Consider the following 26,964-nt stretch of genomic DNA (forward strand, 5'->3'; position numbering starts at 1 on the left):
GTCCTCCGGAAGGTGGGGACCGGACCGTGCCGGATGTCGCTCCGGTCTTGTGCGGTACGACGGGCGTTCCGTCGCCAAGGTAGGAGACTTCCGCTTGACATGTCCATACTTTGTCATCGGTGTGTTCAAAGTTCCCGGCGCGCCGGGGCCGGGGCGGACGTCCGCGGTCAGCGGCCCCTGCGCACCCGGGCCGCCGCGCGGGCCTCCGCGGCCTTGCGCGCCTCGGCGGCCTTGCGGGACCCCTTCGCGGCACGGCCCGGGCGGGTGCCCATCCCGCGGAAGGGCGCGTTGCCGCTCTCCTTGCCCGGTCCGGCCGGCGGGCGCTTCGCGCCGGTGAGGTCCGTCAGCGCCTGTTCGCCCGAGCGCACCGGGGTCACCGTCGGCCGGATCCCGGCCTCCGACATCATCCGGTTCACGTCACGCCGCTGGTCGGGAGTGACGAGCGTGACCACGCTCCCCGCCCGCCCGGCACGCGCGGTGCGCCCGCCGCGGTGCAGGTAGTCCTTGGCGTCGGCCGGCGGATCGACGTTGACGACGAGGTCGAGGTCGTCGACGTGGATGCCCCGCGCCGCGACGTTGGTGGCCACCAGCACGGCGACCCCGCCCTCCACGAACCGGGCGAGGGTGTGGGTGCGCTGCGGCTGCGACTTTCCGCTGTGCAGGGCGGCCGCGGCGACCCCGGCGGCCCGCAGGTGCCGGGTGAACCGGTCGACGCCGGCCTTCGTGTCGAGGAACATCAGCACCCGGCCGTCGCGGGCGGCGATCTCGGTCGCGGTCGCGTACTTGTCGGCGGGGTGAACGGTCAGTACGTGGTGCTCCATCGTGGTCACCGACGCCGACGCCGGGTCGACCGAGGCGAGTACCGGGTCGTGGAGGTGGTCCCGCACCAGCTGGTCGACGTCGCGGTCGAGGGTGGCCGAGAACAGCAGCCGCTGCCCGTCGGAGGGCACCTGGTCCAGGATGCCGGAGACCTGGGGGAGGAACCCCATGTCGCACATCTGGTCCGCCTCGTCCAGCACGGTGATCCGCACGTGGTTCAGATGGCAGTCGCGGCGGGAGACCAGGTCGGCCAGGCGGCCCGGCGTGGCCACGACCACGTCGGCCCCGTCGCGCAGCGCCTGCGTCTGCCGGTTGACCGACAGCCCGCCGACGACCGTCGTCAGACGCACGTCCAGGGCCCGCGCGTACGGCGTCAGCGCCTCGCTGACCTGCTGGGCCAGTTCCCGGGTGGAGACCAGGACGAGGGCGAGGGGCCGCTTCGGCTCCGCGCGCCGGCCCGCGGTCCTGGCGAGCAGGGCCAGTCCGAAGGCCAGCGTCTTGCCGGAGCCGGTCCGTGCCCGGCCGAGGACGTCCCGTCCGGCCAGGGCGTCGGGCAGGGTCGCCGCCTGGATCGGGAACGGCTCCGTCACCCCCAGGCCGGTCATCGTCTCCACCAGCACCGGCGGCAGCCCGAGGGTGTCGAAGGACGTGGTCGGCTTCGCGTTCATGGGGGACCTTCCTGTTCAGGCGCCCGGAACGCGCCCGGGTCCGTACCCCTCGGTACGGACCCGGGCGCCTCAAAGCGTGGGCCCATTTTACCAGCGGGCCTCCCCGCGCCCCGTGCCCGGCCGTTCGGGGACTACTTGGTCTCGATCCTTCCGAGCGGGTTCGCCCCGGCGTCCAGCGCGTCCCGCGCCGCCTGCCAGGCGCAGTCGCCCGGATACAGCTCGGAGCGCAGGTAGGCCCAGGTGAGCCGCTGCACCGCGGCCACCCGTACGGGGTCCTCGTCGGTGGTCTCCGCCACGTCGTACCCGGCGACCCCGCCGAGGCCGTGCCCCGCGCCGAACAGGGTGAGCAGGGCCTTGGGACCGGGGGAGAGGGCGTACGGGTCGGCATGCCAGTCGGGGCCGCGCACCGTCAGGTGGGCCGAGTCGTCCGCGTCGCCGACGACGACGAGCGCGGGCGTCCTCATCCCGGAGAAGTCCGTGGTGAGGAAGAAGGGCATGCTCTCGGCCGCGGACGCGCTGAGGGCGTCGCCGCCCCGGCCGGGTGCGGCGAGCAGGACACCCGCCCGGATGCGGGGCTCGGTCAGGTCCACCTCCGAGCCGTCGTCCGGATCGGTGAGCCGGGCGCCCAGGAGCAGGCTCGCCGTGTGTCCGCCCATCGAGTGCCCGGCGACGGCGACCCTGTCCCGGTCCAGCCGGCCGGCGAGCTGCGGGACGGCCCGCTCCAGGTCGTCGAGCCGATCGAGGACGCGCGTCATGTCCTCGGCACGCGACCGCCAGAACAGCGGTGCCCCCGGGGTCCCGGGATCGAGCGCCAGCGACCTCGAACTCAGGTGGGTCGGCTGGATCACGACGAAGCCGTGCGCCGCCCAGTGGTCGGCGAGGGGCGCGTAACCGTTCAGGGAGGAGAGGTGGTTCGAGTAGCCCTGACCGTGCGAGAGCAGGACGACCGGCAGGCCGGTACCGGTCACGGGCGCCGAGACCCGCACCTGGAGCTCCACGGGCCGTCCCGGAGCGGGCAGCACGACCGGGGCGACGGAGAGGACGGGCACGGGCGGGGAGACGAAGCCGGTGGTGGCAATCGGTGCACTCATGAGGCGTGGGTCCGTTCGGTGGCTCGGGGCACGAGGACTCGACGGCCGCCGCGGGCCGGTCGTGCGGACGGCGGCGGGCGAGGCCGTTCCGGGAACGCGCGCGATGGCACGGTAAAGCGGAACACTGTCCCGGTTGAATATACGGAACGCCGTCCCGTTTGGTCAACGGGTCCGTTCCGCAGTGGGCGCCGAGCCGCGGCGCTCCGCCTGGACGCGACGGTGGCTCCACACGAGCAGGGCGAACAGCACCACGCCGGAGATGATCAGACTCGACCCGGTGGCCCACCCGGAGTACGGCAGGTCGGGAACCAGGCCCCACACCAGGCCCGCCGCGAGGAGGAACAGCCCCACCGACACCGAGCCCGCGATGCGCCAGCGGGAAGAGACGCTCTCCTCGGCCGCGCGCATCGCCCGGACGCGGACGGGGGCGACGAACCGGTCGAGCGCCGGGACGGCGCGCGCCAGCAGCACCACGCCGGCGAAAACGAGCAGCAGGCCCGGCCCGGGCAGCACCAGCAGCGCTACGCCGATCAGCAGCAGGACGGCCCCGAGGGCGCCCAGGGCGGTGCGCCGGATCGACTCGACACCCCGCGCCATGGCGCCCCACTCTCCTGCGGTCGGCAAGGAATCCGATTCCGTCGGCGTGCCCAACCTTAGGCAGGGATCGCGGCGCGGGCGATTTTGGCGGAGCGCGCGGGCGACCGGGCCCGGAGCCGTGGGCACGGGCCGGTCCGTCCCGTCCTGTCCGTCAATGCCCGCCGCGGCCGGGGGAGTTGCCGGGACGCCCCATCGACGTGCGGGGACTTCGCTGCTAGACCTGCACCACCCGCACCACCTGCACCCACCGTCCAAGGAGGAGCATGTGAGACCACGTCGCACGGTCGTCCGGACCGTCTCGGCACTCGTCGCCGCCCTCGCCCTGACCGCCGGTCTCGGCGGCCCGGCCGTCGCGGCCGGGAAGGCGGAGGCGGAGCCGGCCGCCACCGGGACCGGCCCCGTCACGCACGAGGAGAACGACCGCGTCCCGGAGGGCTCGGTCTGGACCCAGCACTACTTCCCGTCCTCCGACCGCTCCGGCGCCCGTCTCCACGCCGACGTACTGCTCCCCGAGGGGTTGAAGCGAAAGGAGAAGGTGCCGGTCATCCTGTCGATCGGCCCCTACTTCGCCCACGCGGGCCAGACCGGTCCAGAGGGCTGGAGCCACACCGGGCCGTCCGCCCGCTTCCAGGACTTCATCGAGGGCACCGACCTGTTCGACCAGGGATACGCCTTCGTCATGGTGGACCTGCGCGGCTTCGGCGGCTCCACCGGCTGCCTGGACTGGGGCGGACCCGGCGAACAGGCCGACGTGAAGGCCGCGATCGACTGGGCCGCCAAGCAGCCGTGGTCCACCGGCGCGGTCGGCATGTACGGCAAGTCGTACGACGCCGTCACCGGCCTGATCGGCAACAACCTGGACCAGCGTGCCCTCAAGGCCGTCGTCGCGCAGGAACCCGTCTGGGACATGTACCAGTACATCTACTCCAACGGGGTGCCCCGCCCGAACGTGACCGGCACCGCCGACGCGTACAACTCCATCGCGTCGATGTCCCCGATGGCGGACGACGACCCGCGGTACCGGGCCGCCGCACGCTACGAGGACAGCCACCCGGAGTGCCTGACGGAGAACTCGGCCGGATACCGCATATCCGACCAGAAGGACGAGCACTGGACCTCCCGCGACCTGGCGCGGATGGCGAAGGGCAGCGACACTCCGCTGTTCGTCACGCAGGGCTTCGTCGAGAACAACACCAAGCCCGAGGAGATGGAGGAGTACCTCGACAACCACCGGGGCCCCGAGCGCGGCTGGCTCGGCCAGTGGGACCACGTGCGCGGCGGCGACCGCGTCGGGGACGGACGCCTGGCCATGGGCCGCGAGGGCTGGTACGACGAGACCCTCTCCTTCTACGACCAGTACCTGAAGGGCGTCAGGCCGGCCGTGCGCTACCCGGCCTACGCCGTCGAGGACTCCACCGGCGCCTGGCGCGCCCAGCGCACCTGGCCCGTCACCGAACGGTCGGTCACCGCCCCGCTCGGCGGCGGCTCCTACGTGGACGACGGCGGAGCCCTGGCCCGCGCGTCGCTGACCGCGTCCGGCACCCCGGCACCGAAGGCGACGCCGCAGCCGACCGGCAAGTGGGACATGGAGAACGCGCCGGCGACCGAGCAGCCGGCCCCGGCCGGGCTGGCCGCGGAACTGGCGAAGCGTCAGCGCGCCGGCGAGGTCTCCTCCAGTTTCTTCGTCTGGTCGAAGCCGCTGAAGAGGGCCGCGCGCGTCACCGGCACCCCGCAGGTGTCCCTGACGGCCCGCGGCGAGGGCAACGTCATGCTCAAGCTGTACGACGTCGCCCCGGACGGCACCGCCGTCATGTTCGACGAGCAGGTCTCCCTGGTGGAGTCCGGCCGGATGAGCGTCGACCTGAAGGCGACCGACTGGACCCTCGCCGCCGGACACGTCCTGGCCGTGGAGATCGGTTCCGTCCAGACCGGTTCCTGGCGCGACACGCCCTCCGGCGAGACCATCCGGGTCACGGGAGCGAAGCTGCGTCTCGCCCTGGACGACCCCGCCGACGACGTCGCCACACCCGGCGACCGGTCGCCGTACCTCGACACGTACCTGCGGCAGTACACGGTGGACCTGCCGGCCGGTCCGGGCACATTTTCGGTGGTTCCGGGCGGCCGGCCGTGACAAGCTGTGCTCCTGTTGTCCGCCCAGGAGGGTCGTCATGACTGAAGAGTCTTCATCGCAGGCAGGTTCGGAACCGGCGGAGGACGAGCGCCCCGCGCTGACGCCCGACGCCAACGGTCAGTACGACCTGAAGGACAAGTTCCGCCAGGCGCTGGAGCGCAAGCGCGGCAAACAGGCGGAGGCCGCGGCCCTCGCCGCGAACGCCGACGTGGCGAAGATCCGGGGCACCCACGGCCCCGCCGCCAGTCAGCGCTCGTTCCGGCGCAAGAGCGGCTGAGGCCGCGCACGACCGCAGAAGGCAGGGCCCGACCGTGTCAGCACGGTCGGGCCCTGCCTGTCACGGGCGGGGCGGTCAGGGCGCTCAGGGGCGGCCCGTCAGATAGCCGCCCATGGAGGTGAAGTACTCCGACGCGGCCAACTCCCGGCCGTCCTCCGTCCGTACGCGCGTGACGGCCAGGCCGTGATTGCGGCCCCGCCGCGCGTCGGTCCCGGCGACGATCACCACACCCTCGCCCTCCCGGTAGAAGATCCGGCCCGGCGTGCCGCCGTAGCGGCCCTCGGAGACCACGGCGGCGAGGATCTCCAGCCGCCTGCCCCGGTGGAAGGTGAAGGCGCTGGGGTACGGCTCGGACTGGGCCCGGACCAGACGCTCCAGGTCCTCGGCCGGCCAGTTCCAGTCGATGCGGATGTCCTCGGCGGACCGCTTGTGGAAGAAGCTCGCCTCGGAGCGGTCCTGCCGGGTGAACTCCGTCTGCCCGGAGGCGATGAGCCCGAGGGCGCCGATGGTGACCGGGGCGATGAGGTCCACGGTCTTGTGGAACAGGTCCGTGGCGGTGTCCGCCGGGCCCACCGGCACGGCCTCCTGGCGGACGATGTCGCCGGCGTCCAGCTCGTCGTTCATCATGTGCGCGGTGACGCCCACCTCGGTCTCGCCGTTGATCAGCGCCCAGATCAAGGGAGAGAACCCGGCGTACTTCGGCAGCAGCGAGTCGTGCACGTTGAGGGTGCCGTGGCGGGGCAGCCCGAAGATGCGCGGGGGGATCCAGGTCCGCCAGTTGTTGGCCACGATGATGTCCGGATCGGCGTCCTTGAGGCGCTCGAACAACTCGTCGTCGTCCGGGCGGTTGCGGATCAGCACCGGCACGCCGTGCTCCTCGGCGAGGTCGGCGACGGAGTCGCTCCAGATCTTCTCGTAGGCGTGCTCGCTCCTGGGGTGCGTGACCACGAGGACCACGTCGTGCTCGGAGTCCAGCAGGGCTCGCAGGGTGCGGTGCCCCCAGGTCTGGTAGCCGAACATGACGACCCGCATGGGGGTTCCTCCTCAGGGCAGGGGCTGACCCGAGCAGTTAAGCAAGGCTTACCTTAGTGCGCAACACCGTCTCGGGGTGCCTCAGTTGGCTCGAATCGGCCCCTGGGGTGCCCTATCGACAGCCGTATCTCATTAGCTTAGGCTCACCTAAGTTTCCGGCGTACGATGGGAGTGACATGTCACAGGTTCTTCCTGCTGACTCAACGCTGGTCCACGACCTCATTGGTATCGGCTTCGGGCCGTCCAATGTCGCCATGGCGATCGCGATCCGCGAACACAACGCACAGGCCGGCGGGCAGGAGGCGCTCGACGCCCGCTTCTTCGAGCAGCAGCCGCGCTTCGGCTGGCACCGCGGCATGCTGATCGACGACGCGACCATGCAGGTGTCCTTCCTCAAGGACCTGGTGACACTGCGGAATCCGGCCAGCGAGTACAGCTTCCTCTGCTACCTGCAGAGCAAGGGGCGGCTGATCGACTTCATCAACCACAAGAACCTCTTCCCGCTCCGGGTCGAGTTCCACGACTACTTCGAGTGGGCCGCGGCCAAGGTCGACGACATGGTCTCCTACGGCCACGAGGTCGTCGGCGTGGTCCCCGTCGTGCGGGACGGAACCGTGGACCACCTGGAGGTCACGGTCCGTTCGGGGGAGGGGCTCGAAGTCCACCGGGCGCGCAACCTCGTCGTCGGGACCGGACTGCGCCCCGTCGTGCCGGAAGGCGTGGAGCGCGGCGAACGGATCTGGCACAACTCCGAACTGCTGTCCAGGGTGGACGCGTTGGAGGGCACCTCGCCCTCCCGGTTCATCGTTGTCGGCGCCGGTCAGAGCGCCGCCGAGAACGTCGCCTACCTGCATCGCCGCTTCCCCGGCGCCGAGGTCTGCGCGGTCTTCGCCCGCTACGGCTACAGCCCCGCCGACGACAGCGCGTTCGCCAACCGGATCTTCGACCCGTCGGCGGTCGACGACTACTTCACCGCACCCGCCGGCGTGAAACGCAGGCTGATGGACTACCACGGAAACACCAACTACTCCGTGGTGGACATCGACCTCATCGACGACCTGTACCGGCAGATGTACCGGGAGAAGGTCCTCGGCACCGAGCGGCTGCGCTTCCTCAACGTGTCCCGGCTCACCGACGTCAAGGAGACACCGGACCGGGTACGCGCCACCGTGACCTCCCTGGTCACCGGTGAGGAGACCCTCCTGGACGCGGACGTCCTGGTCCTCGCCACCGGCTACGGCCCGGCCGACCCCCTCGGTCTGCTCGGCGAGGTCGCGGACCACTGCCTGCGCGACGAGGAGGGCCGGGTGCGCGTTGAGCGCGACTACCGCGTGGCCACGGACCCCGCCCTGCGCTGCGGCATCTATCTGCAGGGCGGCACGGAGCACACGCACGGCATCACGTCGTCGCTGCTGTCCAACACCGCCGTCAGGGTCGGCGAGATCCTCGGGTCGCTCCTCGACCGGGGAGTCAAGTCCGCCTCCGACGAGGTCCGTACGGTCGCCGACGGGACCGGCACCGGCGCGCGTTAGTGTACGAGTCCATGACCACGACTGCGGTTGAGCGCCCCGTGCCCGGGGGCACGACAGAGGCACGTAGGCGCCGTATTGCCGGATTGGGCGTCCTCGCGGCGCTTCTCGTGGTCGCGGCCGCGGCGTCGCTGGCGGTCGGAGCGCGGGCGCTGAGCCCCGCCGAGGTCTGGCACGGGCTGTTCGCGGCGCCCGAGGCCGACCAGCGGCTCACCGAGATCAGGCTCATCGTGCAGACCGTGCGGGTGCCCCGCACGGTGCTCGCGGTCGTGGCCGGTGTCGCGCTGGGCGTCGGAGGGGCGCTGATCCAGGGCTACACGCGCAATCCCATCGCCGACACGGGGCTGCTGGGGGTGAACTCCGGTGCCTCGTTCGCCGTGGTGTCGGGGATCGCCGCCTTCGGGTTCACCAGCCCCTTCCAGTACGTCTGGTTCGGCTTCGCGGGCGCGGCGGTCGCCGGTGTCGTGGTGTTCGGCCTGTCGAGCATCGGCCGGGGTGCGGGCAACCCGCTCACGCTCGCGCTCGCCGGGCAGGGCGTCACGGTGTTCCTCGCGGCGATGACCACGGCGGTCGCCCTGACCGACAAGGCCTCGCTGAACGCCCTGCGGTTCTGGAACGCGGGCTCGCTGACCGGTGTCGGCTTCGACGTCATCTGGCCCGTGTCCGCCTTCATCGCCGCCGGGCTGCTGCTGGCGCTGACGACGCTGCCCTCCGTCAACCTGCTCAACCTGGGCGACGACGTCGCACGGGGCCTCGGGGTGAACATCGCGCTGACCCGCACCGTCGGCGTCGTCGCCATCACCCTGCTGGCCGGGGCGGCGACGGCGGCCTGCGGTCCCATCGCGTTCCTCGGGCTCATGGTGGCCCACGTGGGCCGGTACCTGACCGGTCCGGACTACCGCTGGCTGGTGCCGTACGCGGGTCTGCTCGGGGCCGTCGTGCTGCTGGTCTGCGACATCGTGGGGCGCCTGGTGGTGAGACCGGGGGAACTCGACGCCGGGGTCGTCGTCTCGCTCCTCGGCGCACCGTTCTTCGCCGTCCTGGTGTGGCGCGGGAAGTTCAAGAACGCGTGAACGGGGCGGACATGAAGGCGGACGGGGCGGACACGGCTGTGGACGTGAAGGCGGATGTGCGGGCGTCGGTGGCGCCGGGTGTGCGGTTCGGCGGTGTGTCGTTCGTGTGGCGGCCCTGGATCGCGGGCGTCACCCTGCTCCTGGCGGTGGCGGGCTTCCTGGTGTTCTGCCTGTCCATCGGCGTGGGGGACTTCCCCATCGCCCTGCCCCGGGTCGTCGCCACGATCTTCGGCGGGGGCGAGCAGGTCGACGAGTTCGTGATCATGGACCTGCGGATGCCGCGGGCCCTGGCCGGGATCGTCGTGGGCGTCGCGCTCGGGGTGTCGGGCGCCCTCACCCAGTCGATCGCCCGCAATCCGCTGGCCAGCCCGGACGTTCTCGGCATCACCAGCGGGGCCGGCGCGGTCGCGGTGTTCCTGGTGACGGTGTCGGGCGGCGCCGCGACGGCCGTCGCCGACTCCGTGGGCCTGTCGGCGGCGGCGCTCGCGGGCGGCCTGGGCACGGGACTGCTGGTGTACTTCATGGCCTGGCGCCGCGGGATCGACGGCTTCCGGCTCATCCTCATCGGCATCTCGGTGAACGCCGTGATGCAGGCGATCACCACCTGGCTGCTGGTCACCGCCGACATCAGGGACGTGGCCAGGGCCCAGGCGTGGCTGGTCGGCTCGCTGGACAACCGGTCGTGGGGCGAGGTGCACGTCGCGCTGTGGTGCACGCTCGTCCTCCTGGTCGTCGTGGCCTGCGTCGCCTTCCAGTTCAAGCCGCTGCACTTCGGCGACGAGGTCGCCGCCGGACTCGGGGTCCGGTACGGCGCGGTACGCGCGGTCCTGCTGCTGTGCGCCGTGCTGCTGGCCGGCGTGGCGGTGAGCGCGGCGGGCCCGGTGCCGTTCGTCGCGCTGGTGGCGCCGCAGGTGGCGATGCGGCTGGCGCGGTGCCCCACGCCGCCGCTGGTCGCCTCCGGCCTGGTGGGGGCGCTGCTGCTGACCGGCTCCGACCTGCTCGCGCGCACCGCCCTGCCCGTCTCCCTGCCGGTCGGCGTGGTCACCGCGGCCATCGGCGGACCCTTCCTCGTCTATCTGCTGGTACGGGCGAACCGCAGATAGCTGGTACAAAGTAAGGCGAGCCTAATCGAGGGGGCCTTGTGGTCGTTCAGTCCATCACCGGGACCGGTACGCGAGTTGACGGGGCCTCACGGCTGGCGGCCCGGGGAATCACCGTCGGGTACGGCGCGCGGACCGTCATCGACGGCCTCGACGTGGCGATCCCGCCCGGCGTGATCACCACCATCATCGGACCGAACGGCTGCGGCAAGTCGACCCTGCTGCGCACCCTCTCGCGGCTGCTGAAGCCGACCGGCGGCACGGTCGTGCTGGACGGCGAGGACATCGCCGCGCTCAGGACCCGTGACGTGGCCAAGAGGCTCGGCCTGCTGCCCCAGGCGCCGGTGGCGCCGGAGGGGCTGACGGTGTCCGACCTGGTGGCCCGGGGCCGTCATCCGCACCAGAGCTGGCTGCGGCAGTGGTCGTCGGACGACGCCGACGTCGTACGGCGGGCACTGGCCATGACCGGGGTGTCCGACCTCGCGGACCGCCCGGTCGACTCGCTGTCCGGCGGACAGCGCCAGCGTGTGTGGATCTCGATGACCCTGGCCCAGGGCACCGACCTGCTGCTGCTGGACGAGCCGACCACCTATCTGGACCTGGCGCACGCGGTCGACGTCCTCGACCTGGTCGACGACCTGCACGAGTCCGGCTGCACCGTGGTCATGGTGCTGCACGACCTCAACCTGGCCACGCGCTACAGCGACAACCTCGTCGTCATGCGGGAGGGCGCGATCCTGGCCCAGGGCCACCCGCGCGACGTGATCACCGCCGATCTGCTGCTCGAGGCGTTCGGGCTGCGCGCCAAGGTGATCGACGACCCGGTGGGGGACCGCCCCCTCATCGTGCCGATCGGGCGAACCCACGCCGAACTCGACCGACCGACGCCGGAGTTGTCACGGTGAGGGTAGGCTAACCTCACTCAGGCGCGATAAGGTTTGCTGCCCTCAGACGGGCGCAGTGGACGGCGCGACAGCAAAGGGATCTCCGGATGCTCCTCAGAACGACGCGTATGAAGCCCTGGCGACGACTCGCGGCGGCCCTGTCCGCCGCCGCGCTCGGCGTCGGACTCCTCGCGGGATGCGGTTCCGACTCGGACGACTCGGCGGACAAGGCCGGCGGCGGCACACCGGCCGCCGCCGGTGCCTTCCCGGTCACCGTGGAGCACGCGTTCGGAACGACGAAGATCGAGAAGGCGCCCGAGCGGGTCGTCTCCGTCGGCTACACCGACGACCAGACCATCCTGGCCTTCGGCGTCAAGCCCGTCGGCATGGTCGACCAGTACCCGAACCCGGCCGGTCAGAGCCCCGACATCAACACCCAGTGGCCCTGGGTGAAGGACAAGTGGGGAGACACCAAGCCCGAGGTCATCATGAAGAACGGAGACTCGGGGCCCAACTACGAGAAGATCGCGGCCCTGCGCCCCGACCTGATCATCGCGGTCTACTCCGAGATCGACCAGGCCGGCTACGACAAGCTCTCCAAGATCGCGCCCACGGTGGGCCGCACCAAGGGCGAGAAGGAGCCGTTCAGCGCCCCCTGGCAGGACAACGCGCTGCACATCGCCAAGGCGCTCGGCAAGGCCGAGGAGGGCGAGAAGATGGTGGCCGACATCCAGGGCAGGCTGGACGCGGCCAAGCAGGCGCACCCCGAGTTCGCGGACAAGACCGCGGTCGTACTGTCCTGGTACAAGGACTCGGTCGCCCCGTTCACCTCCACCGACGTGCGCGGACGGCTCGTGACCGGCATCGGCTTCAAGTACCAGACCGAGATCGACAAGGTCGCCGGCGGCGACTTCTACACCACGCTCTCGCCCGAGCGCGTCGACCTGGTCGACGTGGACCGCGTCTTCGTCATCAACGACAAGGCGGACCAGGACGCGCTGAAGAAGTTCAAGCTGTTCGCCAACCTGGACGCCGTCAAGAAGGGCAACGTCTCCTACCTGCTGGACAGCGAGGGCCCGGCGGTCGGCGCGGCCATCTCCCAGGGCACCCTGCTGTCCATGCCGTACGCCGTCGACGAACTCGTCAAGGCGGCCGGGTAGGTGTGAGCGTCACCGACACCCGCGTCGCCCCCGCCGTCCTGCGTACGGCGACCGGACGCGAGGCCGGACGATGGGTCGCGGCACACTGCCGCGAGGTGCCGTGGCTGACGGCCGCCACCGTGCTCACCACGGTGGCCGGAGCGGCGCTCCAGGTGCTTCCGGTGGTGCTGCTCGGCCGCGTGGTCGACGCGGTGGCCGGGGGCGGGTCGCAGTCCGTCCTGGTCACGATCGGGGCCCTGATGGTCGCCGCCGCGCTGCTCGGCGCGGCGGCGACCGCGGCGTCGACCTACCTGATCGGGCGGTTGGGCGCCGACCTGCTCGCCCGGCTGCGGGAGGGCGCCGTCCGCGCGGTACTGGGCATGCCCAGCGCACGCGTCGAGCAGGTCGGGCGCGGCGACGTGCTGTCGCGGGTCGGTGACGACGTCGCAGTGATCTCCAAGGGCATCCGCACGGCCGTGCCCACCGTGTTCTCGGCCGGTGTCCTCGTCGCGATCGCCACGGCCGGCATGTTCGGCCTCGACTGGCGGCTCGGTCTCGCGGGCGCCGGCGCGCTGCCCGCCTACGCGCTGGCCCTGCGCTGGTACCTGCCGAGGTCCGCGCCGCTGTACCGGAAGCAGCGGGTGGCCCAGGCCGACCGCGCGCAGGCCCTGATCAGCGGTCTGAACGGCATCGACACGGTCCGGGCCTACCGGCTCGAGGACGCCTTCCGCGAGCGCGTCACCCGGGAGTCCTGGCGGGTGCGAGACCTCGGCATCGAGGTGTTCCGGTTCTTCGGCCGCTTCGTCGGCCGGGAGAACCGCGCCGAGTTCATCGGGCTGACCCTCATCATCGTGGTGGGCTACGCGCTGCTGGAGGCGGACGCGGCCACCCTGGGCGAGGTGTCGGCGGCGCCGCTGCTCTTCCACCGGCTGTTCACCCCGCTGGGTGCCATCATGTTCACCTTCGACGAGGCACAGAAGTCGGGTGCCAGTCTGACCCGTCTGGTCGGCGTGCTGGGCGAGGACGCCGAGGACCGGCTGGTGGGCGACGAGTCCGTCGGGACGCCGGGCGGACCCTACCCGGTGACGGTGCGCGGACTGACGTTCACCTACCCGGGCACCGAACAGCCGGTCCTCAGGGACGTCGACCTGACGATCCCGGCGGGAGGCTCGCTCGCCCTGGTGGGGGCCACGGGCGCGGGCAAGACGACGCTGGCCGCGCTGGTCGCGGGCATCGGGACGCCGCAGACGGGATCGGTGCGCGTGGGGGCCACCGACCTGGCCGGGCTCGACGAGGCCGGGGCGCGGGCCCTGGTGAGCATCCTGACCCAGGAGACCCACGTGTTCTCCGGGCCGCTCGCCGACGACCTGCGGCTGGCCGCATCGGAGGCGACCGACGACGAACTCATGGACGCCCTGCGCACCGTCGGCGCGGCCGGGTGGGTCGAGGCCCTGCCCGACGGGCTGGACACCCCGGTCGGCGAGGGCGGCGAGCGCCTGGACGTGACCAAGGTCGCGCAGATCGCACTGGCCCGCCTGGTGCTCGGGCGGGCGCCGGTGGTGGTGCTCGACGAGTCGACCGCGGAGGCGGGCAGCGAGGGCGCGGCCGAGCTGGAACGGGCCGTGCTGGCCGCGTGTGCGGGCCGCACCACGCTGTTCGTGGCGCACCGCCTGACCCAGGCGACGGCGGCGGACCGGATCGCCGTCCTTGACGCCGGGCGGGTCGTCGAGGAGGGCACGCACGAGGAGTTGGTGGCCCTGGGCGGCCGCTACGCGCGGCTGTGGCGCGCCTGGCGAGAGGGCAGCCGGGCGGGGTAGTTAGGCATGCCTTAGTTAGGTTAGCCTGCCTTCATTCCTTGGAAGGGGCGTTGAGTCTTCGATGATGGAACCGACCGCTTCTCTCGTCCGGCTTTCTCATGGGCACCTGACCGGCATACGGCGGCGTACCGGTGACTTCTCCGACCAGGTCGTCGCCACGGCGTGCGCCCTCGGGCTGTCGTACTGGGCCTCGGGCGACAGTCCCGCCGGCCTCGACCTCACCGCGAACACCCTGTTCACCGATGTGCTCTCCTGGGTCGACAACGGCGGTACGGCGCCCGGCGGTTGGGAGATCGGTGCCGACGGCCGGAGCATCACCCTCCCGGACGGCGTCGTGCCGGACGACGCGCGGCTCGCGCTCGACGACCTGGCCGACTTCCCGGACCGGCCGCTCGGCACCATCGGCCCCTCCGGTCCGGCGGAGCGGCTGGAGAACCTCGCCAGGTGGAACGACACCGACGCCCACCGGGTCCGCCCCACCCTGGTGGAGATGTTCCGCGAACAGGTACGCGCCAGACCGGACGCCGTGGCCGTCGTCGACGAACACCGCACGCTGACCTACCGTCAGGCGGACGAGCTGTCCGCCCAGTTGGCGCATCACCTGATCGCCCGCGGGCTCACCGCCGAAGACGTGGTCGGCATCTCCCTCGAACGCTCCGCCGACATGGTGATCGCGCTGCTCGGAGTGCTCCGGGCGGGCGGCGCGTTCGTCCCGCTCGACCCGCACTGGCCCGCCGAGCGCCGGGCCGTCGTCGTCGAGGACGCCCGCGTCGTCCTACAGCTCAACTCCTCGGGCGAGCCCGCCCCGAACGAGCCGGAAGCCCTGGCCGTGGACCTCGGCGCCTGGCGATTCGGCGCCCACCCCACCGGGGGGCCCGACGTCGACCTCCCCGGCGACGCCCTGGCGTACGTGATCTTCACCTCCGGTTCCACCGGGCGGCCCAAGGGCGCCATGATCCGGCACGAGGCCATCAGTGAGCGCCTGTTGTGGCAGATCCACGAGATCCTGGGCTTCGGGCACGACGACGCGTCGCTGTTCAAGGCCCCCCTGTCCTTCGACATCTCCATCAACGAGATCTTCCTGCCTCTCGTCAGCGGCGGCAGGCTCGTGGTCCTGCGACCCGGTGGCGAACGCGACCCGCACCATCTGCTCGGCGTGATCGCCGAACAGCGCGTCACCTTCACCTACTTGGTCTCCTCCATGCTGGACGTGCTCCTTGAGATGACGGGCGACTCGGGGCGCCTCGACAGCCTCCGGCACGTCTGGTGCGGCGGCGAGGTGCTCACTCCCGAACTGTACGAGCGCTTCCGCGCCCGGCTCGACATCCCCCTGTACCACGGTTACGGCCCCGCCGAGACGACGATCGGTGTCTCCCACGTCGTCTACCGGGGAGCGGCGGAACGCCTGTCGACGTCGATCGGCAGGGCCAACCCCAACACCCGGCTGTACGTCCTGGACGACGAACTGCGCCCGGTCCCGGTCGGCGTCGGCGGCGAACTGTACGCCGGTGGCCTGCTGCTGGGGCGCGGTTACGTCAACGCGCCGGGCCTCACCGCCTCCCGGTTCGTGGCGAACCCCTTCGCGAACGACGGCTCCCGGCTGTACCGGACCGGCGACCTCGCGCGCTACGCCCCCGACGGCTCGCTCGACTTCCTCGGCCGCGCGGACAACCAGGTCAAGATCCGCGGCATGCGCCTGGAGATCGAGGACGTCGAGGTCGGTCTCGCGGAGCACCCCGGAGTGCGCCACACGTGTGTCGTGGCGAAGAAGAACACGGCGGGCGGCACCTACCTGGTGGGATACGTCATCCCCGCCGCCGGCCACGAGGACCTGCGCGCGGACGACGTGAAGACCTGGGCCGGCGCCCACATGGTGGAGTACATGGTGCCCACCCACGTCGTCGTGATGACGGAGTTCCCGCTCACGGCCAACGGCAAGCTCGACCGGAACGCACTGCCCGAGCCCGTCGTGGGCACGGCCGCGGTCGTCCCGCCCGCCACCGACGAGGAACGGGCGGTGTGCGCGGCGGTCGCGGCGCTGCTCCACCTCGACCAGGTCGGCGTCGACCAGGACTTCTTCCAGCTCGGCGGAGACAGCATCCTGGCGATCTCACTGCTGAGCGCGCTGCGCGACGCGGGGCTCTACGTCACGGCCGGGCAGATCTTCACCCACAGCACGGTGGGCGCCCTGGCGGCGGTGGCGAGCCGCGAGGACACCACGACCGTGGACCACCGCGACGTCCCGACCGGCACCGTCGTGGGATCCCCCGTGGTGCAGTGGCTCGGCGAGACCACCGACGCCGTCGACGGCTTCGTCCAGTCCGTCGTGCTCAACACCCCGGCCGACCTGACCCCCGGTGCCCTCGACGCGGTCCTCGCCGCCGTCGTCCGCAGGCACCCCATGCTGCGGGCCGCTCTGGTGCGGGGCGAGCGCTGGGGGTTCGACATCCCGGAGGCGGACGAGGCCCGGGCCGCGGACCTGTGGCAGGCCGGCGACCGGGATGTGGAGGCGTGCGTCGCCCTCGCCACCGGACAACTGGATCCGTCGGGCGGCGCGATGCTGCGCGCCGTCTGGCGCCGTGCGGCACGGCAACTGGTCGTCGTCGTCCACCACGTGGTGATCGACGGCGTGTCCTGGCGGGTGCTCATGGAAGACCTGGCCACGGCATGGCGACAGTCCGTCTCGGGCGCACCCGTCGAACTCCCGTCGACGGGAACGTCGTTCCGGCGCTGGACCCAACTGCTGGAGCGTGCGGCGTTCGACGCGGACAGCGCCTACTACCGGCGCCCACTGCCCGGACCGGACGAGCCGCTGGGCCGACGCGCCCTCACCGCGGACGACACCGTGGCACGCGAGCGGATCCGGACCGTCCCGGTCGACGCCCGGACCACGGCCGCGCTCCTCGGTGAGACGCCCGCGAGATTCCACGCGGGCGTCAACGACGTACTCGTGACCGCGCTCGCCGTCGCCCTCGCCCGATGGCGCCAGGACCTCGGCCAGGACCAGACCTTCGCGCACATCGAACTCGAGGGCCACGGCCGGGAACCGCGCTTCGTCGCCCCGTCCGCCGGCTTCGAGCCGGAACTCTCCAGGACGGTGGGCTGGTTCACCACCCTCTTCCCGGTGACCGTCGACCCCGGCGAGGCCACCGACCCCACCGCACCCGAGTACCTGACCACCGCCCTCAAGGCGGTCAAGGAGGACCTCGCGCGCGTCCCGGACAACGGCGTCTCCTACGGAGCCCTGCGCCACCTGGCCCGGATGGCCTTCGACGCCCCCGCACCCCAGGTGCTCTTCAACTACCTGGGCCGCTTCGCAGCGGGCTCACCGGACGACTGGCAACTCGCCCGCACCACAGGACAACTGGGCGAGAGGCGCGACCCGCGCATGCGCCTGCCGCGCGCCCTGGAGTTCAACGCGATCGCGGAACCCGACCCCACCGGCGCCTACGAACTGGTCACCGCGATCTCCTGGCCCGAGGGCGTGTTCACCGACGCGGACATCGAGACCCTCGGCACCTACTACCAGGAGGCACTCACGGGGCTGGCCGCACTGGACGGCGGCGGCCACTCGCCCAGCGACTTCCGCCCGCTGCCGCTCACCCAGGCCGACGTCGACGCCCTGGACGGCCCGGCGCTGCGGGACATCCTCCCGCTGACCCCGCTGCAGGAGGGGCTGTACTTCCACTCGGTCTACGACGACGAGGCCACGGGCAGCTACGTCGAACAGCAACTGCTCACGCTGGAAGGCGAGGTGGACCCCGACCGGCTGGCAGCGGCTGCCACCCGCCTGCTCACCCTCCACCCGAACCTGGCCGCACGCTTCGTGGCCCTCGCCGACGGGCGCGTGGTCTCCGTGCTGGAGAGCGGAGCACAGGCGCCCTTCACCGTGCTGGACCGCCCCGGCATCACCGAGGACGAGATCCGCGCCCACGCCGAGCGCGACCGCCGCGCAGGATTCGACCTGGCCGTCGGCCCGCTGATGCGCTGCACACTGATCCACGCCGGAGCCGGACGGCACGTCCTGGTGCAGACGGTGCACCACATCGTCGCCGACGGCTGGTCCGTGCCGCCCATGCTGCGCACCCTGCTGGCCGAATACCACTCGCCCGGTTCCGGACACGCGCTCGGCGGCTTCCCCGACCACGCACGCCGCCTCGCGGCGCGAGACGACGAGGCGAGCGACCGGGTGTGGTCCGGGCAACTGGCCGGACTCCCCGGCCCGTCCCTGATCGCCGAGGGGCACACCCCCTCCGAACACTTCGCCGACACCGCCGCGACGGCGGACACCGACGTGGACACGGCGGCCCGGTCGGCCGGGGTGCCGCTGAGCGTCGCCGTGCACAGCGCCTGGGCCCTCACCCTGGGCGGCATCCTGCACAGCGACGACGTCGTGTTCGGCTCCACGGTGTCCGGCCGCGACGCCGACGTGCCCGGCATCCGGGACATGGTGGGCCTGTTCATCAACACGATCCCCCTGCGCGCCCGCTGGACCGCCGCCACCACCGCGCGCGAACTGCTCTCCTCCGTCCGGGCACACCAGAGCGCGGTACTGCCGCACCAGCACGTGTCGCTGGCGCGGATCACCCGCCGGGCCGGCGTCGGTGCGCTCTTCGACACCCTGGTGGTCTTCGACGTGGCGACCGACGTGTCCGCGCTGCGGCGCCCCGGCGACACCCTCGTCGTCACCGACATCGTCAACGAGGGCGCCCCGCACTACCCGCTGACCCTGGTGGTGGAGCGCACTCCGGACGGCAGCCCGCGCTTCAACCTGATCTACGACGCAGACCTGCTGCGGGAGACCGAGGTCCGCGAGATCCTGCGCACGTTCACCCGGAACCTCACCGGCCTGCTCACCCGGCCGGACGCACCGGCCGGCGGCCTGGCAGCAGGGGACACCGGGCGCGTCGAGCCGGTCGCCCCCACCACCCTGGGGGAACTTCTCGACGCCGCGGCGCACCGCGACCCGGCCGCCACCGCGGTCACCCAGTGCGCCCTCGACGGCACCACCCGGTCACTCACCTACGGTGAACTGCTGCGGTGCAAGGACGAGTTGGCCGCCGTCCTGGGTGCGGCCGGGGTCGGCCGCGGCAAGCGCGTCGCCGTCGCCGTGCCGCGCTCCGTCGAGCAGGTCGTCGCCCTGGCCGCCGTCGTCGGCGCGGGCGGGGCCTACGTACCGCTGGACCTGGCGTATCCCGACGAGCGCCTGGAGTACGTCCTCGCCGACTCCGCCCCGCAGGTCGTGCTCGTGGAAGCGGAGCAGCGCGACCGGTTCGCACGGCTGCTGGCCCGCGCGGGCGTGCCGGCCCGCGTGCTCGTGCCGGGGGAAGAGCCTGCGCCCCCCGTGGCGGAGCCCGCACCCGGAGCCCGGTGGCACGACCCGGCGTACGTGATCTACACGTCCGGATCGACCGGCCGGCCCAAGGGCGTCGTCGTCCCGCACTCCAGTGTGGTGACCCTGCTCGCCCACACCCGGTCCGCGATGGCGTTCGGCCCGGACGACGTGTGGGTGCAGTTCCACTCGTTCTCCTTCGACTTCGCCGTCTGGGAGCTGTGGGGCGCGCTCGTGCACGGGGGCGAGCTGCTGGTGCCGGAGTACGCGCTGACCCGTTCCCCGGTGGACTTCCACCGTCTGGTCCGCGAGCGCGGGGTGACGGTGCTCAACCAGACCCCGTCGGCGTTCTACCGGTTCGCCGAGGCCGACCGGCACGCGGACGAACCGCTGCCCGCACTGCGCCGGATCGTCTTCGGCGGCGAGGCGCTGGACCTCGGGCGGCTGCGCGACTGGGTCGAGCGGCACGGCACCGGCTCGCCCGAGCTGGTCAACATGTACGGCATCACCGAGACCACCGTCCACGTCACCCACCGGGTGCTGACCGCCGCCGACTTCGCTCCCGGCGCCGCCACCAGCCCGGTCGGCGGCCCGGTCCCCGGTCTCGTCACCCACCTGCTCGACGACCGGCTCCGCCCGGTGCCGCCCGGCCGGGTGGGCGCCATCTACGTCGCCGGTGACCAGGTGTCCCTCGGCTACCTGGGCAGGCCGGGGCTGACCGCGGGCAGGTTCGTCGCGGATCCGTTCCGGGCGGACGGCTCCCGGATGTACCACACGGGCGACCTGGCCCGCCGGACGTTCGACGGCGACCTGGAGTTCGTCGGCCGCGCCGACGACCAGGTCCAGCTGAAGGGATTCCGCATCGAGCCGGGCGAGGTGGAGTCCGCGATCCGCGAACTCGACGGCGTGGTCGACGTCGCCGTCACCGTGGCGGACAGCGAGGACCACCTGGTCGCACACGTCGTGGGCCGGGTGCCCGGGGACCTCACCGCGCTGCTGTCGGCGAAACTGCCCGCGCACATGGTGCCGGGCCGGGTGCTGCCCGTGGACGCCCTGCCGCTGACGGTCAACGGCAAGCTGGACCGCAGGGCGCTGACCGAGCGCGCGTCGCTGACACCGGCGGCGGGCGACGGCACGCCGGGTGGGGACGCGGCGAGCGCCGGCGGGGTGGACGGCGGCGCGGTGAACGGCGTACGAGAGGGCGGTGCGCCGGACGTCGGTGCGCCGGGTGGCGGGGGCGGCTCCGCGCTCGCCGCTCTCGTCGGCATCTTCACCGAGACCCTGCCCGGCACCACCCCGGACGCCGACACCGACTTCTTCGCCGCCGGAGGCGACAGCATCGTCGCCATCACGGTCATCAACCGGGCCAGGGCGCTCGGTCTGCCGATCACACCCCGTGACGTGTTCCTGCTCCGCACCCCCCGCGCCCTCGCCGGGCACCTGGACACCCGCGCACCCCGTGCGACACCATCCGCGCCCGCCCGCCACGAGGACGGCCCGCTGCCCCTCACCCCGATCGTCCTGCGACTGCGGCGGCTGGGCGGGTCTCTCGCCCGGTTCGCCCAGGCCAGAACGCTGACGGCACCCGACGGGACCGGGTTCGCCGACGCGGAACGCGCCGCGCGGGCCGTCGTCGCCGCGCACCCGGCGCTGCGACTGCGGTTGCGCGTCGACCAGGGGGTGTGGTCCCTGCGCACGGAACCCGTCCGCGAGGTCACCGTCGCCCGCCGGGCCGGCACCGACGCGACGGAAGCGGCCGACGAGGCGGCCGGCCGGCTCGATCCCGAGAGCGGCCGGGTCGTCGCGTTCACGTGGCTGGAGGCGAGCCGCACCCTCGTGGTGGCCGTGCACCACCTCGCCGTGGACGCCGTGTCCTGGCTGATCCTGCTGGACGACCTGGCCGACGCCATGCGCGGTGCGGCCCCGGCACCGCCCACCACCTCCTACGCCGAATACGCCCGAGCACTCACCCACCGGTCCGCCCAGGAGACCGAGGGCCTGGGGCACTGGATCACCACGCTCCAGGCCCCCGCGCTCCTGCCCGCCGCCGGGAACCCGCGCGAGCGGACGGTCGTACTCGCCCCCGACCTGAGCGACGGCGTCACGCGCACCGCGCCCGCCGCACTCGGCGTCGGCCTCACCGAACTGCTGTGCGGCGCGCTGCGCACCGCGCTCACCCGCGTCCAGCCGACGCCCACGGACCTGGCGGTCGACCTGGAGCGGCACGGCAGGGTCCCGGCCCTCGGCCACCACGACTACACCCGCACCGTCGGCTGGTTCACGGCCATCGCGCCCGTACGGCTCACCCCGCACACCGACCCCGTCACCGCGGCCCGCGAGGTCGCCGAACGCCAGCCGGACGAGGGCGCGCACGTCGCCTACGGCGGGCTCAGGTACCTCAACCCCCAGACGGCCCCGCTGCTCGACACCGCCCACCCCCAGGTGCTCTTCAACTACCTGGGCCGGGGCGGCGAGTCGCAGGCGCCGCGGCTCACCGGCCCGGAGCAGGGCAGCCCCTACGCCGTCGAGGTGAACGCCTGGACCGACGCCGCCACCGGCAGCCTGCACGCGGCCTTCACCCTCGCCGAGGGCGTCCCCGACGAGATCACCGAGCACTGGCACCGCGCACTGGAACAGATCGCGGACGCCGCCGCGACGGCCGAGCGCACGGCACCCGTCACCCCCCTCCAGCGGGGCCTGTACTTCCAGGCCCAGCTGACGGGACCGGCCGGACACTACGTCGCCCAGAGCTACTTCACCTTCGAACGGCGCCTGGACACCGACGCGTTGTCCCGGGCCATGGCACACGTGCTCGCACGGCACCCGGCCGCGGGCGCGGGCTTCACCACGGACGAGGAGGGGAACCCCGTCCAGGTACTCGCCGCCGGGCGCCGGGTCGACGTGCACACGGTCGAGGCGGCGACCGACACGGAGGTCGACGCCCTGCGGCTCCGGGACCGGGAGACGGGATTCGATCCCGGTGAACCGCCGCTGATCCGGCTGACCGTGGTCCGTCTGCCCGACGACCGCGACGGGCTGCTGCTCAGCTACCACCTGCTGCTGTGGGACGGCTGGTCCCGCGAGATCGTGCTGCGCGACCTCTTCGACGCCTACCGCGCCGTCCTGGAGGGCACGTCCCTCGACACCGTGCCGGCCACCCCGCGCTTCGAGGACCACGCCCGGGCCCTCGCCGCGAAGGACCCGGCCGCGTCGGAACGCTTCTGGGCAGAGCACCTGGCCGGTCTGCCCGGCCCGACCCTGCTCGCCGGACCGGCTCCCTCCCTCCCCGACGACCTGCCGCGCGCGCTCGTACAGACGCTGACCACCGGACAGTCCCACGCCCTCCGCGAGGCGGCCCGGGCCCACGGTGTCACGCTGAACACCGTGCTGACCGGAGCGTTCGGCCTCCTCCTCGGCGCCCGCACCGGACGCGCCGACGCCGTCTTCGGCGTGACCGTCTCCGGCCGGGAGGGCGAAGGACTGGCCGGCATCGTCGGCGTACTGCTCAACACCGTGCCCATGTGGACGCGGCCCCGGCCGCACGACACCGTCCGCGACTACCTGACGGCCGTACAGGCGGCCCGGGTCGAGGCCATGGAGCACGAGCACCTGGGACTCGGCGAGATCCAGCGGGCCGGCGGCCACGACACCCTCTTCGACAACCTGTTCGTCCTCCAGAACTTCCTGGACCTGGACGCCTTCGCCGAGATGAACGCCAGACACGGCATCACCTCGGTGCGGGCCGACGACTCCACCCACTATCCGTTCACGTGGGTGGTCACCCCCGGCGAACGGCTCACCGTCAAACTGGAGTACCGCGACCACGACACCGCGGGCGCCCGTGGTCTCCTCGACGACTACCTGCGCGTGCTCGACGACCTGACCGGGTCCGCCGAGCCCAAGGGGCTGATCGGTGCCCTGCCCGGCCCGGTGCCCGCGCCCGAGCCCGCCGAACGCACCGACATCGGCACGGACACCGTCGTGGACCGGTTCGACCGGGCGGCCGACCGCGAACCGCGGCGGACGGCGCTCGTCGCCCACGGCTCGGTCATGACCTTCGCCGAACTGCGGGACCGCAGCCGGGCGCTGGCCGGTGTGCTCGCCCGTCGCGGCATCGGCCCGGAGACGACCGTGGGCCTCGCGATCCCGCGCTCCCTCGACTCGATCGTGGCGCTCTTCGCCGTACTGCGGGTGGGCGCCGCCTACGTGCCGCTGGAGCTGGACCACCCGGACGAGCGGATCGCCGCCATCGTCGCGGACGCCCGCCCGGACGCCGTACTCACCGTGAGCACGGTGACGCACCGGCTCACCGGCGGCATCGACCTGATCGAGCTGGACCGTCCGCTGCCCGACGCCGAGCCGTTCGTGACGTTCGCGCAGGACGACCCGGACCGGCTGCGGCACCCCGCGTACACGATCTACACCTCCGGCTCGACCGGCCGGCCCAAGGGGGTGGTGACCGAGTACGCCGGACTCACCAACATGCTGGTCAACCACCAGCGCCGGATCTTCGAACCGGTCCTGGCGGCGCACGGCCACCGGACCTTCCGCATCGCCCACACCGTGTCGTTCGCCTTCGACATGTCGTGGGAGGAACTGCTGTGGCTCGCCGACGGCCACGAGGTGCACATCTGCGACGAGGAACTGCGCCGCGACGCGCCCCGGCTGGTCGAGTACTGCGTGAAGCACGGGATCGACGTCGTCAACGTCACCCCCACCTACGCGCAGCAACTGGTCGCCGAGGGACTGCTCGACGACCCGGCTCACCGGCCCGCGCTGGTGCTGCTGGGCGGGGAGGCCGTCACCCCGGCCCTGTGGCAGCGGCTCGCCGAGACCGAGGGCACGGTCGGCTACAACCTGTACGGACCCACCGAGTACACCATCAACACCCTCGGCGTCGGCACCTTCGAGTGCCCGGACCCGGTGGTGGGCGTCGCGATCGACAACACGGACGTGTACGTGCTGGACCCGTGGCTGCGTCCCCTGCCCGACGGCGTCCCCGGCGAGCTGTACGTCGCGGGCGCCGGCATCGCACGCGGCTACCTCGGGCAGCCCGCGCAGACCGCGCACCGCTTCGTCGCCTGCCCCTTCGGCGCACCCGGCGAGCGCATGTACCGCACCGGCGACCTGGTGGTGCGGCGCCCCGACGGGAACCTGATGTACCTCGGCCGCACCGACCAGCAAGTCAAGATCCGCGGTCACCGGGTCGAACCCGGTGAGGTCGAGGCCGCCTTCGCCGCGCACCCGGCGGTGCGGTTCGCCGCTGCCGTCGCCCAGCCCGACCCGCAGGTCGACGGCGCGTACCGGCTGGCCGCCTACCTCGTGCTGGACGACGCCGACCTGGCGGAGGTCGCCGCCGAAGTCGGCGCCGCGCTGCCGGACTTCCTGCGGCCCACGCACTACGCCCAGGTCGACGCCATCCCCCTGACCGTGAACGGGAAGGCCGACACCAAGGCGCTCCCGGAGGCCAAGCCGCTGGGCGCGCTGACCACCGCGGGGGAGCGCGCCCCCGAGACGGAGACCGAGACCACGGTGTGCGAACTCTTCGCCGAGGCACTGGACCTGGACGACGACGAGGTGAGCGCCGTCAGCGACTTCGTGGCCCTCGGCGGACACTCCATGCTGGCGGTACGGCTGACCGGACTGCTCCGCCGGGAGTACGGTCCAGTGATCACGATCCGCGATCTGTTCACCCTGCGAACCCCGGAAGCGATTGCCCGCCACCTCGATGACCACTCCTGACACCCAGCGGCCCCGCGCGGGCTCCGACATCCTCCGTACCGCCCTGCGGCGCAACGTCGGCGCGATGGCCTGGGGCACCGTCCTCATGGGCCTCTACCAGGCCGGTGAGACCGCCTTCCCCATCGCGCTCGGCCTGATCGTCGAACACACCATGCGCCACCGGAGCCCGGAGGCGCTCGGCGTCTCCGTCGCCGCACTGGCCGTGATCATCACGACCGTGTCGCTGTCCTGGCGGTTCGGCATGCGGATCCTGCAGAAGGCCAACACGACCGAGGCGCACCGCTGGCGGGTCCGGGTCGCGGACGCGGGACTCCAGCCGGTCGCCAGGGACGTCGGCCTCAAGTCCGGCGAGGTACTGACCATCGCCACCGAGGACGCCGACCAGACCGCCGACATCATCGAGGTGGTGCCACTGCTGATCAGCTCGCTGGTGGCGGTCGTGATCGCGGCGGTCGCCCTGGGACTGGCCGACATCCGCCTCGGGCTGCTCGTCATCGTGGGAACCGTCGCGATCCTGTCGATCCTGAGCGTGATGTCCAAACGCATCGGCTCCAGCACCCGCGAGCAGCAGGCGCGGGTGGCGCGGGCGGGGGCCAAGGTCGCCGACCTCATCATCGGCCTGCGCCCGCTGCACGGCTTCGGCGGCAACCACGCGGCGTTCCGCTCCTACCGCCTGGTCAGCACCGACGCGAAACACCAGTCGGTCACCGTCGCCCGCGTGAACGGCGTCTACGCGGGCACCGCACTCGCCCTCAACGCGGTGCTCGCCGCCGCCGTGACCCTCACGGCGGGCCTGCTGGCCTTCCAGGGACGGATCAACATCGGTGAGCTGGTCATGGCCGTGGGCCTCGCGCAGTTCATCATGGAACCGCTGAAACTCTTCTCGGAGATGCCGAAGTACGTGATGATCGCGCGCGCCTCGGCCGAGCGGATGGCCCTGGTCCTCACCGCGCCGCCGGTGACGGCACCGGGCCGGGAGCGGCCGGCCGAGGGTGCGGACCTGGAGGTCGACTGCGTCCGCCACGGAACCCTGCGCAAGGTGCGGTTCCGGGTCCGGGCCGGCGAGTTCGTGGCCGTCGCCGCGTATCAGCCGCGCGCGGCGGCCGACCTCGCGGCCGTCCTCGCCCTGAACGTCCCGCCCGACGCGTACGAGGGAACGGTGCGCGTCGGCGGACGGGACCTCGGGGACCTGGCGGTCGAGGCGGTCCGCGAGCACCTGCTGGTCAACCCGTACGACGGCGAGATCTTCGCGGGCACCCTGCGTTCCAACATCGACCCGACGGGCGTCAGCCGCACGGTCCCCGAAGCAGTCGAGGCCTCGATGCTGACCGATGTCGTCGCCCTGCACCGGGAGGGGCTCGACTACGCCGTCCGCGACCGGGGCGCCAACCTCTCCGGAGGCCAGCGCCAGCGGCTCTCCCTGGCCCGCGCCCTGGCCGCCGACACCGACGTCCTGGTGCTGCGCGACCCGACCACGGCCGTCGACGCGGTCACCGAACAGCTCATCGCGCGGGGCGTCGCGGAGCTGCGCCGGGGCCGCACCACCCTGGTGATCACCAGCAGCCCCGCCCTGCTGGACGCCGCCGACCGGGTGCTGGTCCTGGACGAGGGCGTCGTCACCGCCGAGGACACCCACCGCCGCCTCCTGGCCACCGACGAGGAGTACCGTCTCGCGGTGACCAGGTGACCAGACGACGGGCCGGCCCGTTGACCAAGTGCCCCCGCGCCGGATG

At 72.4% G+C, this 26,964-nt stretch carries 14 protein-coding genes; 10 read left to right on the top strand and 4 right to left on the bottom strand.

Annotation, left to right across the window (positions count from 1 at the left end):
* Positions 1-167: 167 nt before the first annotated feature.
* The 3 genes from ACIQFU_RS07665 to ACIQFU_RS07675 form a co-directional block, all read right to left on the bottom strand.
* The gene (locus tag ACIQFU_RS07665; protein ID WP_402549769.1) at positions 168-1,487 is read right to left on the bottom strand and encodes a DEAD/DEAH box helicase; all 1,320 of its coding nucleotides are present in this window, start codon (positions 1,485-1,487) and stop codon (positions 168-170) included.
* A gap of 131 nt (positions 1,488-1,618) precedes the next feature.
* Positions 1,619-2,578: an alpha/beta hydrolase family protein gene (locus ACIQFU_RS07670; RefSeq protein WP_402549771.1), complete on the bottom strand. Its 960-nt coding sequence runs from the start codon at positions 2,576-2,578 to the stop codon at positions 1,619-1,621.
* A 162-nt stretch (positions 2,579-2,740) separates the two neighbouring features.
* Positions 2,741-3,175 carry a PGPGW domain-containing protein gene (locus ACIQFU_RS07675; protein WP_402550025.1) on the bottom strand — a complete coding sequence of 145 codons (435 nt, stop codon included), beginning with the start codon at positions 3,173-3,175 and terminating at the stop codon, positions 2,741-2,743.
* A 265-nt stretch (positions 3,176-3,440) separates the two neighbouring features.
* Here ACIQFU_RS07675 and ACIQFU_RS07680 point away from each other — a divergent pair, with 265 nt between their 5' ends.
* Both ACIQFU_RS07680 and ACIQFU_RS07685 read left to right on the top strand, forming a co-directional pair.
* The gene (locus ACIQFU_RS07680) at positions 3,441-5,306 is read left to right on the top strand and encodes a CocE/NonD family hydrolase (RefSeq protein WP_402549773.1); all 1,866 of its coding nucleotides are present in this window, start codon (positions 3,441-3,443) and stop codon (positions 5,304-5,306) included.
* 37 nt (positions 5,307-5,343) lie between these two features.
* Positions 5,344-5,583, top strand: a complete 240-nt coding sequence (locus ACIQFU_RS07685; protein ID WP_402549775.1) for a DUF5302 domain-containing protein — start codon at positions 5,344-5,346, stop codon at positions 5,581-5,583.
* A gap of 84 nt (positions 5,584-5,667) precedes the next feature.
* Here ACIQFU_RS07685 and ACIQFU_RS07690 read toward each other — a convergent pair whose 3' ends face one another.
* The gene (locus tag ACIQFU_RS07690) at positions 5,668-6,615 is read right to left on the bottom strand and encodes a methionyl-tRNA formyltransferase (protein WP_402549777.1); all 948 of its coding nucleotides are present in this window, start codon (positions 6,613-6,615) and stop codon (positions 5,668-5,670) included.
* Between the two features lie 176 nt (positions 6,616-6,791).
* Between ACIQFU_RS07690 and ACIQFU_RS07695 the strand changes: the two genes are divergently transcribed.
* The 8 genes from ACIQFU_RS07695 to ACIQFU_RS07730 all read left to right on the top strand — a co-directional run bounded on the left by ACIQFU_RS07695 (position 6,792) and on the right by ACIQFU_RS07730 (position 26,918).
* Positions 6,792-8,147, top strand: coding sequence for a lysine N(6)-hydroxylase/L-ornithine N(5)-oxygenase family protein (locus ACIQFU_RS07695; protein ID WP_402549779.1), 1,356 nt, complete (start codon positions 6,792-6,794; stop codon positions 8,145-8,147).
* 11 nt (positions 8,148-8,158) lie between these two features.
* Positions 8,159-9,217: a FecCD family ABC transporter permease gene (locus tag ACIQFU_RS07700; RefSeq protein ID WP_402549781.1), complete on the top strand. Its 1,059-nt coding sequence runs from the start codon at positions 8,159-8,161 to the stop codon at positions 9,215-9,217.
* Between the two features lie 11 nt (positions 9,218-9,228).
* Positions 9,229-10,320 carry a FecCD family ABC transporter permease gene (locus ACIQFU_RS07705; RefSeq protein WP_402550027.1) on the top strand — a complete coding sequence of 364 codons (1,092 nt, stop codon included), beginning with the start codon at positions 9,229-9,231 and terminating at the stop codon, positions 10,318-10,320.
* A gap of 38 nt (positions 10,321-10,358) precedes the next feature.
* A complete protein-coding gene (locus tag ACIQFU_RS07710; protein ID WP_402549783.1) occupies positions 10,359-11,222 on the top strand; it encodes an ABC transporter ATP-binding protein in 864 nt (287 codons plus the stop codon).
* 86 nt (positions 11,223-11,308) lie between these two features.
* Complete coding sequence (locus ACIQFU_RS07715; RefSeq protein WP_402549785.1) at positions 11,309-12,361, top strand: iron-siderophore ABC transporter substrate-binding protein; 1,053 nt, start codon at positions 11,309-11,311, stop codon at positions 12,359-12,361.
* A 2-nt stretch (positions 12,362-12,363) separates the two neighbouring features.
* A complete protein-coding gene (locus ACIQFU_RS07720) occupies positions 12,364-14,157 on the top strand; it encodes an ABC transporter ATP-binding protein (protein ID WP_402549787.1) in 1,794 nt (597 codons plus the stop codon).
* Between the two features lie 61 nt (positions 14,158-14,218).
* The gene (locus ACIQFU_RS07725) at positions 14,219-25,231 is read left to right on the top strand and encodes an amino acid adenylation domain-containing protein (RefSeq protein ID WP_402549789.1); all 11,013 of its coding nucleotides are present in this window, start codon (positions 14,219-14,221) and stop codon (positions 25,229-25,231) included.
* Positions 25,218-26,918 carry an ABC transporter ATP-binding protein gene (locus tag ACIQFU_RS07730; protein ID WP_402549791.1) on the top strand — a complete coding sequence of 567 codons (1,701 nt, stop codon included), beginning with the start codon at positions 25,218-25,220 and terminating at the stop codon, positions 26,916-26,918. The genes ACIQFU_RS07725 and ACIQFU_RS07730 overlap by 14 nt, the downstream gene beginning before the upstream one ends.
* Positions 26,919-26,964: the final 46 nt, after the last annotated feature.

This window comes from Streptomyces sp. NPDC093065, from assembly GCF_044754585.1.
Classification (GTDB): Bacteria; Actinomycetota; Actinomycetes; order Streptomycetales; family Streptomycetaceae; genus Streptomyces.